At 47.9% G+C, this 12,461-nt stretch carries 9 protein-coding genes; all 9 read left to right on the forward strand.

Annotated features, from left to right (window positions below; translation table 11 throughout):
- The first annotated feature begins 25 nt into the window (after positions 1-25).
- The 9 genes from ABV409_RS14740 to ABV409_RS14780 all read left to right on the forward strand — a co-directional run bounded on the left by ABV409_RS14740 (position 26) and on the right by ABV409_RS14780 (position 12,460).
- Positions 26-376 carry a cupin domain-containing protein gene (locus tag ABV409_RS14740; protein ID WP_353878385.1) on the forward strand — a complete coding sequence of 117 codons (351 nt, stop codon included), beginning with the start codon at positions 26-28 and terminating at the stop codon, positions 374-376.
- Positions 377-769: 393 nt separating this feature from the next.
- Complete coding sequence (locus tag ABV409_RS14745) at positions 770-3,871, forward strand: SusC/RagA family TonB-linked outer membrane protein (RefSeq protein ID WP_353878386.1); 3,102 nt, start codon at positions 770-772, stop codon at positions 3,869-3,871.
- A gap of 18 nt (positions 3,872-3,889) precedes the next feature.
- Positions 3,890-5,338, forward strand: a complete 1,449-nt coding sequence (locus ABV409_RS14750; protein WP_353878387.1) for a RagB/SusD family nutrient uptake outer membrane protein — start codon at positions 3,890-3,892, stop codon at positions 5,336-5,338.
- Positions 5,339-5,355: 17 nt separating this feature from the next.
- Positions 5,356-7,338, forward strand: a complete 1,983-nt coding sequence (locus ABV409_RS14755; RefSeq protein WP_353878388.1) for a PKD domain-containing protein — start codon at positions 5,356-5,358, stop codon at positions 7,336-7,338.
- 131 nt (positions 7,339-7,469) lie between these two features.
- A complete protein-coding gene (locus ABV409_RS14760; protein WP_353878389.1) occupies positions 7,470-8,375 on the forward strand; it encodes a polysaccharide lyase family 7 protein in 906 nt (301 codons plus the stop codon).
- A 10-nt stretch (positions 8,376-8,385) separates the two neighbouring features.
- Positions 8,386-9,318 (forward strand): polysaccharide lyase family 7 protein, encoded by a 933-nt coding sequence (locus ABV409_RS14765; RefSeq protein ID WP_353878390.1) that lies wholly within the window; start codon positions 8,386-8,388, stop codon positions 9,316-9,318.
- A gap of 165 nt (positions 9,319-9,483) precedes the next feature.
- The gene (locus ABV409_RS14770; protein ID WP_353878391.1) at positions 9,484-10,188 is read left to right on the forward strand and encodes a FadR/GntR family transcriptional regulator; all 705 of its coding nucleotides are present in this window, start codon (positions 9,484-9,486) and stop codon (positions 10,186-10,188) included.
- A 194-nt stretch (positions 10,189-10,382) separates the two neighbouring features.
- Positions 10,383-11,675, forward strand: coding sequence for an MFS transporter (locus ABV409_RS14775; protein ID WP_353878392.1), 1,293 nt, complete (start codon positions 10,383-10,385; stop codon positions 11,673-11,675).
- A gap of 23 nt (positions 11,676-11,698) precedes the next feature.
- On the forward strand, positions 11,699-12,460 hold the full coding sequence (locus ABV409_RS14780) for an SDR family NAD(P)-dependent oxidoreductase (protein ID WP_353878393.1): 762 nt from the start codon (positions 11,699-11,701) through the stop codon (positions 12,458-12,460).
- Position 12,461 lies beyond the last annotated feature (1 nt).

A 12,461-nucleotide genomic window follows, 5' to 3' on the forward strand; every position in this document is an offset into this window, starting at 1 on the left:
ACAACTAACTGATACTGATTTGACAATGAAAACATTTGGAGCAAGCAAGGAATTCATCAAAGGAACCGACCTCGAATGGGAGGTTGTGGGCGAAGGCCTAAAACGGAAGATCATGGGCTATGACGACAAGATCATGCTGGTCAAGGTCCATTTTGAAGTAGGGGCCGTAGGGCAAATGCACGAACATTACCACTCACAGGTCACCTATGTCGAAAGCGGAAGTTTCGATGTTACCATTGATGGGCAAACCAAGACGTTGACGGGCGGTGATTCCTTCTACATCCCGCCGCACGCCTTACATGGTGCCGTATGTACCGAAGCGGGTGTATTGATCGATGTGTTCAGTCCCATCCGTGAGGATTTTATGGAATCGTGAATTTTAAGCCCTGAAATCAGGGATTCGAAAATTTTTCCTACCGAATATTTCCACCCACGCCGTTTTTTTAACATTTAAATGCGAAATCCGTTTTCTATTAACGATTTTATAACATATATTTGGTAATCCAAACTGGTTAACCAATTTGGTTATCCAATAAACAAACAACACATATGAAAACATAACCCACTAAAAAAGGATAGGTGCACGCCTATCCTTTTAGAAACATTACTTCTTTTCGGAGGGAAGTAAATGTGCGGCACATGGTGACACATGCCAATCCAAAAATACGAAAAATTCATTTGGCGATTGGTACGGTGCAGAAACAACGCGAAGGATCGCATCATCGCATCCGCAAAGCAAACGGAACTACTGAAAATTAACTTAAAACAAATGAATTTAAAAACGAAACTAACGCTAGTTGCCCTCTTGTTCATCAAGATGCAACTTATCGCTCAGAGCATAACGGTCACAGGGGCCGTATCTGACGCGAACAACGTTCCCATTCCAGGTGTAAACGTCATCGTTTTAAACACTACGCGGGGTACGCAAACGGATTTCGACGGGAATTATACCATTAACGTAAGCTCAGGAGAGGTACTACAGTTCTCTTATATCGGCTACGGTACACAAACCGTCATCGTAGGTGACCAAACGACCATCAATATCCAACTGGAGGAAGATGCCAGTCAATTGGATGAAGTGGTGGTCATCGGTTACGGTACACAACGAAAATCGACCGTAACCGGTTCGATTTCAAAAGTGGTCAATGAAACTTTAGATCAAATCGCCGTTTCCAGGGTCGACGATGCCCTTATCGGTCAAGTATCCGGGGTCAACATCCAAGCCACAAACGCCGAGGCGGGAGGTGCCCCGACCATTACTATTCGTGGTGTGGGCTCGATCACCGCGGATTCAGGCCCGGCTTTGGTGGTCGATGGAATCGTAGTAAGCTCAGAATTCTTGGCCAACATCGATATGAACGATGTGGAGTCCTTTGAGGTTCTTAAAGATGCCGCCTCCGCTTCCATTTATGGTAGTGAAGGGGCCAATGGGGTGATTTTGATCACCACCAAAAGTGGAAAGGCCGGTAAGACCAAGTTCAGTTACCAAACCTATACCGGTTTCAAGCAAGCCCATGGCAGTGATGATTATCGCAAAGACCTGAACGAATGGGCAGCCCTTGAACAGGCGGCTACTGGAACACTATCAGGAGAGACCCTTTATGCCTTGGATCTAGTAAGTATCACCGGGGTGAATCGCGATTGGCAAGATGTTTTCTTTAATGGGGGTATCGTTACCAGCCACTCCTTATCGGCCCGTGGGGGTACCGAGAATTCAACCTTCAGCGCGTCCTTACGATCCTTGCACGATGAAGGGGTCGTCATTACCGATGATTACAAGCTGTACACGGCGAATTTGAAATTCGACACCAAGGTCGGCAAACGCTTGAAGTTCGGACTTAGGGCTTCCCCTTCGTATACCGAACAGCGCAGACTGCCCACTTCGATCCACAATCCGACACGGCAATCCCCTTGGTTGCCTATTTACCATACCGAGGAGACCCTTCCGTTCATCAATCGTGATGTCTACCCTGATGTGGGTGTGGGGGATTACTTTTTGGAAAACCACCTGATCAATTTGGATTACGACAATGACGGCAATACCGAACGACCCAGAACTTCGGGCGATTCGAACCCTTTCCAACAATACGTCGAACGCGAACATTACGAATTCAATACCAAATTATTCGGATCGACCTATCTCAGTTACAAACTTGCTGATGGGCTGATCGCGAAAACATCATTGGGTGTCACCCTGGAGCAACGCAAGAGGGACCGTTATGACGGGGTAAACTATCATGCGGCTGGGGCCAGCAGATCCAACTACTTCTTGGAGAATAGATTTCGTACCCGATTGATTTCCGATAATACCATATCGTATAACAAATCTTTCGGTGACCACAAGATCAACGTCTTAGGAGGTTTGACCATCCAACAACGAAAAAGCGAGACCAGCCAGGTCAACGCCAATGGGTTTACCGATGATCGCTTGCCCAATGTGCAAGGGGCCAATCCGGACAACACTACGGTATTGCAATCCAATACCGAGTTGAAGAAAATAGGGATGTTCGCCAGGATCAACTACGATTACAAAGGGAAGTACCTGTTCAATGCGTCGTTTCGACGTGATGGTAGTTCGGTATTCGGATTGGATTCGAAATGGGGTAACTTTCCTTCGGTTTCGGTAGGATGGAATATCGCTAAGGAGAACTTCCTTTTGGAAAGCGATGTCGTCAACAATTTGAAATTCAGGGCCAGTTACGGTTTTACCGGGGCCGAGAATTTCAATGTGGGGTCTGAAGTCGTGAACACCTGGCCGTATTTGGCCTTGTTGCAAAACACCAACGCTGTGGTCGAAGGGGTAACGGCTTCCGGAATTTCCCCTTTGAACATCGCCAATGCCCTACTGCAATGGGAAGCTTCGGAGGAACTGACCATTGGGTTGGACTATGGTTTCTGGAACAACAGAGTTTCGGGATCCATCGATTTTTATCGTAGGAACAGTGATGAATTGCTGTTGCAGAATCCGGTTTCCTATATTACCGGATTCAATAGCGGTATCGTGAATTTGGGTGAGGTCCAGAACCGCGGACTTGAATTTGAACTTCGCACCCAGAATATCGTTCGTGAGAACTTCAGGTGGTCATCTACCTTTATCGCTTCGACCAACCAAAACGAATTGTTGAGTTTTGGGGATTCGAACAATGCCTTGATCGAGGATACCTACGGACGGAATTCACAATGGATCAATCGTATCGGTGAACCGATATCATCATTCTGGGGATTCGTCGTCGATACCGAGGCCTATGATGAAACCCAGTTCAGGACGACCTATGTCGACAATCCTTGGAATCGCATCAATGGGCAGGCCGATGATACGATCGTACTCGATTTGAACGGGGATGGGATCATCACCGATGAGGATAAGACGATTCTAGGAGATCCTTATCCAGACTTGATCTATAGCCTTACCAATGCCTTTGAATTCGGGCAATTCGATTTCTCTTTCATGGTACAGGGTAGCCTTGGGGCCCAAGTCAACAATATCGGGGATCAATATTTCTATAACTGGTTCGGAAACCGCACACGAAGCGGCGGGGCCGAGCAAGCAGTTGCCGATGGACTCGTGCCACACCCATCTTTCATCCAAGAGAAAGTACTGACCAGCGAAGTCATCGCCAGTGCCGATTATTTCTCCTTAAGAAATGTCAATCTGGGGTATAATTTCAGTCCGAGGATGCTTGATAAAATCGGTTTGGATGGGCTTAGGGTGTATGCCACGGCGCAGAATCTGATTTACATCACCGCGGATGACTATCACGGATTCAACCCAGAACATGATGATAATGGCAATCCCAGGGCATTTGGTTCACAAAGGGCGGGTACACCGATTTTCAAAACGGTGACCCTGGGTCTAAATATTGATTTCTAAAAAAGTAAAGAGAGAATTATGAAACCTATAAAATATATAGCGCTCGCAATAACCGTCATCTTCATTTCATGTGATGCCGATGAGTTTTTGAACCCGCTACCCGATACAGTCGTTGTGGAAGAGTCCTTCTTCCAAACGGATGCTGATGTAGAGACCGGAATTTTGGGAATCTATGATGCCCTTCAAGGGGTCAATGAAAATACGACGACCAATATCGGTGTCGCCAACAGAGGGGTGCAATTTGAACACCTGTTGACCGAGCATCGAACGGATAACACCAGAAACGCCACTTTGGAAGGTTCCAAATCGGACTTCCACAGGTATTTGGTCGACGCCAACAATGTGGAGTCTGAAGATTTCTATGCCTCCATGTACGAAGTGATCTTTAGGGCTAACAATATCTTCAAGTTCATCGATATCGCCGATGCCGACAACCAGACCCGTTATACCGCAGAGATTAAATTCTTACGGGCGTATGCGTATTTCAAACTGGTTCGCTTATTCGGTGAGGTGCCCTTGGTCACCGAGGTGGTCGGCCCGACCGATAATGAGGCCTTGTTCACTAGGATTGGCATCGATGTGATCTACGCCCAGATCGAGGACGATTTGCTCGAGGCCATCGACGGCTTGGACAATACGTACAAGTCAAGGGCGTCCAGGGCAGCGGCCCAGGGACTTTTGGCCAAAGTGTATATGACACAGCCCAATCGAAACTACCCTGCTGCCAAACAACTCTGCGAATCGATCATTAGCAGCAATGCCTTTAGTTTGCAACAGAATTTTACCGATGTCTTTTACAATGAGTTGAATGATGAGATCATTTTCGCCATTCAATATGCCTTTGGAAATCCGTTGGAAAGCCAGAGTTTTTCTTCCGAGTTTACCTCGACCTTCCGACAGGGGCGTGAAGATGGGCAGAATATCGTGAACGATAACTTGGTCGCCGATTTTGCCGCCTTTGGTGGTGTCAGGGGGGCACAGTCGTTTATTTCATTGGGGAGTAATTTCGAAGTGATCAAGTTTTTGCCTGATGGCTCGGACATCACCACTTCCCCACCGACTTACGGTGATAATGCACGTAATGCAGGAAATGATTACATCGCCTTGCGGTATGCCGATGTGCTTTTGATGCATGTCGAGGCCGCCATCGGTTCAGGAACGAGTACCACGGATGCCGCCGCCCTACAATCCTTTCAAATGGTTCGTGACAGGGCGTTCCCGGATACCGCCCCGAATGCGGTTTCGAGTGTCAGCAAAACCGAACTTTTGGTGGAACGCCGGGTCGAATTGGCCTTTGAGAACCAACGATGGTTCGATTTGATCCGATTCGGTGTGGCCGACGCGGTATTGAGCGATCATGCCGAGGAAATGGGCTATGTGTATTCGGCAAGGGATTTGTTGTTGCCGATCCCAGCGCGCGAGATCAACCTAAGTAACGGGCTGTTGACCCAGAATCCTGGTTATTAATATCAAAAGAAAAAGCAATGAAACGTGTAATACATATTTTGGGTACGAAAAAAATGATGCTGGTCGGCCTGGCCATCGCTGGCCTTGCTATGGGCTGTGTCGGTGATGAGCTCTTTAGGGATGAACTACCTGGGGCGAATTCAAAGGCCGACGAGGTATTTCCTGAGGCGAATTTCTCTTACGCTTCATCCTTAGAGGATTTTAGAACGATCAATTTTACCAACCTGTCTTCAGAGGCCATTAGTTTTGCCTGGGATTTCGGGAGTGGAAGTACATCGGATGAGGAAGACCCCTCGTTTACCTTCGACGGGGAAGGTACTTTTCCGGTGACCTTGACCGCCACCGATGGAAATGGGATAACCGGGATGACCACGATCGATGTGTTGGTGGTCGAAGGGCCGTTCCAACCGATTATTTTGGAAGCAGGTTTTGAAGACGACACCCTACCTGAAGGTGGCGGTGATGGTCGTGATTCATGGCGCAACAGTGATTTGGGTGGGGTCATCCAAATTACCGGAAGTCCCGTGACTTTCGGTGACCAGGGCGCTAAATTGCCAGTACCCGCTGGCGATCGCATCGGTTATCAAGAAATTACGGTAGAACCCGATACCAATTACGACTTGAGTTTTTGGTACACCATGTTGAGCGGATCTTCGGATCCCCGATTGATCGTAGCGGTATTAGGGGTTACCGAAAATGGCGGGACCTTTGCCACTTTAGAGGAAGTTGCCGACGGCACCATTGCTTCGGTAACGGTTACCGATGATACCGAACCCGACACTTATCTGCAGCAAAAACTGTCCTTTAATTCGGGGATGAACAATACCATTGCCATTTTCTTCACCAACGGGGATGTAGAATGTCGATTGGACGACTTCATCATCGAAGTAGGAGCTGAAGGGGCCGTGCCTCCATCAGCCGGTTTCAGTGCCGAACAGAGTGAAATCAACTTTTTGGAGTATACCTTCAACAATTCCTCTACCGGAGCGGTAAGCTACGAATGGGATTTTGGGGACGGTAATACGTCTACGGAAGAGTCACCGACCCACGTTTACGCCGTTGCAGCGGAGTACGAAGTGACCTTGACTGCAACGAATGAAACCAATTTGTCAACGACACTGAGCCAGACCATCAATATTTTGGCACCGGTCACTGCTGATTTTACCTCGCAGGTCGACCCAGACGATTACCGAACCTATAGCTTTATGGACGCCTCTGAAGGGGCGGAGTCCTTGTTGTGGGAATTCGGGGATGGCTTCCAATTTACGGGAATGGACCCGACCCATACCTACGATGCGGATGGTATTTATACCGTGACCTTGACGGCCACCAGTATCACCGGAAACATCAGTGTGGCCAGCGAAGAAATCGTGGTAGCCCAAGGATTCGTGGTACAGGTATTGAACGGAAATTTTGACTTATACGGTACGACGCCTGGTTGTAATGGCGAAAGCACTGGTGATAATGCCGATGCCTGGGACATGACACCGAACTCCACGATCAAGGATTGTGACGGCAATGACATCCCCAGCCCTTATGATCCATTGTGGGACAACGGCGCATTGGATAGCTGGCTCGAGGCTGAATATGGCGACAACAGTGAACAAGCCGGTTCGACCAGTGATGGTAACAACGGTACGCGAGGAGCGAAGCTGGATGAAACGGGGCGACGTCTCTATCAGGTCTTGACCGTACAACAAGGGTCGACCTATACCTTTTCGATCGATGCGCGAACCACGGCCGGGGGAATCACTTCGGAAGTATTCATCTTGAATACCGAAATCGCTGATGAAGTTGGGATCAATGCGAATTTGGGTGCCGATCCGGATGTGGATGCCTATTTCGCCATTCCGAACATCTTTGATACCCAAGGGGATGCGTATGCGACCCATACCTTCCAATTTACGGCTTCGACGAACCAGATCGTGATCTACGTCAGGAATATTGATGTAGTCGATGGGTCGGCGGAAGCCTTCTTTGACAACATCACAATTGAGTGAACATTATAGGCATCCCTCGGCACCGTTGGTTCGAACCTATCGGGCTTGGGGGATGCTTTTAAATACTATTGAAATCTTGCTCGGGAAAACATGGATAAGGTGGCTCCTTGGGCAAGTCGCAAAACTAGAGAATGAAGCTGTATAACTTAGCCATAACACTTTGTACGATACTTTTTCTTACGACGGGGGCCATTGCACAAGAAGCGATCTTGGCTGTCGATTCGAAGAAGAAAACGGCGCGTAAGAAAGGGCGAAAGAAGAAGGTGAAACTGCCTGAAATCGATCTCACCCATTGGAGTGTCACCATACCCGCGGGTAGTGGTAAGGGCAAGGCCGTCACGGTCAAGCCACCGGAGATTCTGGACTACGCGACCAATGAGGTCTTAAAACCGTATATGTATAACGATTCTACTTCGGGGGCCCTTGTTTTTTATGCCTTTCCGAGTAAAGCTACGACGGCCAATACCAAATATTCCCGCTCCGAATTGCGGGAGCAAATGGTTTCCGGTGACAACAACGTCAACTGGACTTTTCAAGAAGGAGGTATCCTTAAAGCCAAAATGGCCATGGAAGAGGTTTCCCGTGATAGCAATGGCAAATACCACAAGGTTATCATCGCGCAGATCCATGGAAGGCTAACCAATGCACAACGTGAGGCCATTGGGCAAAAAGATAACAATGCCCCTCCCATATTGAAGATATATTGGGATAAGGGGAAGATCCGGGTCAAAACCAAAGTGCTCAAGTACGCCGGTGTGGATAATACGGCCGTTTTGCACAAAGAAGCCTGGATCGATGATCAAGGCAAGAAATTCGAACAGGAAGTGGGTTTCAGGAAATTCACCATTGAAGTAAAAGTCAGCCAAGGAAAAATGGTGGTCTCTTTGAACAAAAATGAGTTTTTTGTTTACGAGAGCCCAAGTATACAGCGATGGGGAGTCTTCGAAAATTATTTCAAGGTCGGCAATTATTTGCAGACCAGGGACGAAGGCGCCTATGCTAAAGTGAAGGTCTATGAACTCAGTGCGGAGCACTAAATCGAAAGGAATGGAAAGAAAATCAACTACACTATCGATTGTTCTGATACTGCTGCTGTTTGCCGCATGTCAAAAGAATGAAAAACCGACTATCGATGTTCCGGATGTTGGTACGATCGATGAGGTCTTGCCACCGCTGGATGAAGAAGGTGAAACAACTGATGACGAAGCAAGCTTCGTACTCCCGGAAATCGATTTATCGAATTGGAAGGTGACTTTGCCGGTGGGTGTAAACGGAAAACCCACTGAAGTCGAGCCCCCCGAAATCTTGGATTACGCGACTAGTGAAACCTTGTTGCCTTTTATGTACAACGACTCTACCGACGGCTCCTTGGTTTTTTATACCTATCCCGGAGTAACGACCCCGAATTCATCGCGGTCGCGTACCGAACTGAGGGAACAGTTGGTGCCGGGCAGTAATAATACGAATTGGACCTTTGCACAAGGAGGGAGTTTATTTGGGGAACTCGCCATGGCAGAAATCTCAACGGATGCCGATGGGGAGTACCATAGAACGATCATCATGCAAATACACGGCCGGTTGACCGATGCACAACGGGATCTGATCGGTGAAGATGACAATAACGCCCCACCCATCCTGAAGATCTATTGGCAAAACGGAAGGGTGCGGGTAAAAACGAAAATATTGAAGGACCCGGGGGCTACCGGTAACGAAATACTTTATACCGATGCGTGGACTGACGATGACGGCCATTATTTCGATGAAACGGTAGGATTTGACAAATTCACCTTGGAAGTAAAAGTCTCTGAAGGCAGGATGGAGGTCATTTTGAACAATGGGGAATCCGTGGTCTATGACGATGTGAACATCCAAAAATGGGAGGTGTTCGAGAATTATTTCAAAGCAGGGAATTATTTGCAGACCACCGACGAAGGTTCGTTTGCGAAAGTCAAGCTATATCGCCTCGAAGTGGGGCATTGAAGCGAATTATTTGAGTTAGTTTAGTTAAGTACGGGGCTATGGCTAAGACAATTTGGGTATAGCCCTTTTTTAACCGAAAAAAAGCGGTGAAAAGCACGGAATAGTACGAATCTTTTTCCTAAATTTAACAAACCAATCTGGTTAACCAATTTGGTTGCAGTCATTATGAAGGTAGAAATTTTAACAAAAAACGAGAACAACAACGTCCAACAGGGCATCATTTCCAAACTCAGGGATTACATTGAATACAAGAATCTCGAGCCAGGGGACAAATTGCCCTCTGAGCGGATGTTGTCTGAACGTTTTGGGGTTAGCCGGAGCAACATTAGGGAAGCGATCCAAAAGCTGGAGTTTTATGGCATTTTGAAGTCCAGGCCCCAAAGTGGGACCTTTATCGCCAATATCGGAAGGGTCGCTATGGGCGGCATGCTCGATGACATCCTTCGCTTGGAAGACCCTTCGTTCAAATGCCTGGTCGAGACGCGGATCCTATTGGAGTTGAAAACCGTAAAACTGGCCTCATTACGAAGGACCGAAGAAGATCTTGAAAAAATGCGCGAAGCTTTGGACGCCTATCGCACCAAGGTCGTTAATGGGCAGGATGCGGTCGAAGAAGACCTTTTGTTCCACTTGGCCATTGCCAAAGCGAGCAAGAACAGCACCATGAACACCTTTATGTTGATCATCACCCCTGAGATCATTACGAATTTCGAGAAGTATCATGTCTGTGATTCCAACCTCTCGATGCAGGGGATCCAAGAACATCAGGAAATTTTCGATGCGATCCGGGATAAAGACCCGAAGCGGGCCAAAGAAAAAATGAAGAAACATTTCAAGGTCTTGTACCAATACTGTTACAACGCCGAGTAAAAATATGGTTGTCGGAATTGCACGCTTCCGAAAACCACTAAATTGAATAGTTAGGAGGGAAGTAGTACTTATCATACCCAATGGGATTTTCAAAAGTGGAAATCCGGGCATTTCATAAGTCCTGAAACTTGCAAAGATGGGCCACGCTTACAATCGGGCCTTGGCAATATATTCCCATAACCAAACAACGAATTATGAAAGTAAAAGGATTACGGTGGTGGATCATCGCATTGATTTTCATTGCGACCGTCATCAATTATATCGATCGAACCGCTTTCGCCCTTTTATGGCCACAAATGGGAGAGGACCTGGGCATGGACAAGGCCGATTACGCCATCATGCTCAACGTCTTCATGGCCTGTTATGCCATTGGGAAATTCGCTTCCGGGAAGTTGTATGATATCATCGGAACCCGATTGGGGTTTACGGTCTCCATTATTGTCTGGTCAGTAGCTTCTGCCTTTCATGCCTTTGCCCGTGGCCTGGCGACCTTAGCGATTTTCAGGGGGATGCTCGGTCTTGGTGAAGCTGGAAATTGGCCCGGTGCGGTAAAGAGCAATGGGGAGTGGTTTCCCGTCAAGGAACGGGCCATTGCCCAGGGTATTTTCAATGCCGGTGCATCGATCGGCAATGTCATCGCGCCCTTTATCATCGTATTTCTTTATGCACGCTTCGGCTGGCAGACCACCTATATCGTTTTGGGGGCCATCGGCCTCTTGTGGGTCATCCCTTGGTTGTTCTTGAACAAGGCCAATCCGGAAAAACACCCATGGATCACCGATAAGGAACGAGCACTTATTCTCGACAGTAGGATCGATAAGGGGCAACAAGGGGTCGAAAGTGAGGGCAAAAGCTTAAGTGTTGCCAAAATATTAAGTCATCGTGAATCATGGGGCGTGTTGTTATGCCGATTCTTTATTGAACCCATCTGGTGGTTCTTTGCCGGATGGATGCCGATCTACCTCAATGACAAATACAACCTGAGTATTGAGGAAATCGCCGCGACCATGTGGATTTCGTATCTCATGGCTGCTGCCGGAAGCATTATCGGCGGTATGTTCACCAAAGCCCTGATGAAAAAAGCAAGCGTGGATCATGCGCGAAAGCTGACTATTTCTCTGGGCGGATTGTTGATCTTGATCGCCTTTGTATGCATCATCACCCTAGTGAAGGAAAACAACTTTATGGGATTCATTTATTTCGCCGGTTTGGCCCTATTCGGGTTCCAATTCGCGATCGGTAACATCCAAACCATCTCAAGCGACCTGTTCAGGGGGCCGTCGGTAGGAACGCTGGCCGGTCTGGCCGGAACGGTAGCCGCGATTTCACCCATGATCATGAACTGGTTCGTTGGGCAGATCACTACCGAATCCTATACCCCGGCCTTTATCGCGATCTGTGTTTCGGTCGTACTAGGCGTGGTAGCGGTCTATGTATTGATCAAAAAGATCGGCCCGGTTCGAAAACAAAACCTTATTAAAACATAAACAAATCAAAGAAAAGTATCTACATGGATTCAACAACTAATATCGCATTGATCACCGGGGCGACCGGGGGTATCGGGTTTCAAGTGGCGAAACGCCTTGGAGAAGATGGTTTTACCGTCATTCTAAACGGTATTGAACATGAAGAGGGTGCCAAACGTGTTAAGGAGCTAAACGCCTTGGGTATCACCGCCGCATATTACGGCTTTGATGTGACCGACGAATCGGCCGTGAACGAAAACATTGCGACCATTGGCGCGAAATACGGTAAGATCGATGCCTTGATCAACAATGCTGGAGGTTTGGGTGGACGATCACGTTTCGAGGAAATGTCGACCGAGTTTTACCGCTGGGTCATGGCCCTGAACCTAGATTCGACCTTTTTCTGTTCTCGTGCGGCCATTCCGTTTTTGAAGAAAAGTAACAACCCTTCGATCATCAACTACACTTCGATCGCGGGTTGGAATGCCGGTGGCCCGGGTGCGGGCATCTACGGCACCTCGAAAGCCGCGGTACATGCTATCACCCGGGCTTTTGCAAAAGATTTGGCAGAATATGGCATTCGGGTGAACGCTGTATCACCGGGTACCATTGATACTGCCTTTCACGCGCAGATCAAGTCGACCAAACCCGAGGTATTCGCTTCGTGGAAAAACAATATCTTGTTAGGACGTTTGGGACAACCCGAAGACGTGGCGGCGGTCGTTTCCTTTTTGGTAAGCCAGGATGCGGCGTTTTTGACCGCCGAAACGATTCAAGTTGGTGGGGGACAAGGATTGGGAATCTAAA

It is taken from the genome of Flagellimonas algarum, assembly GCF_040513375.1.
In the GTDB taxonomy this organism is placed as follows: domain Bacteria; phylum Bacteroidota; class Bacteroidia; order Flavobacteriales; family Flavobacteriaceae; genus Flagellimonas_B; species Flagellimonas_B algarum.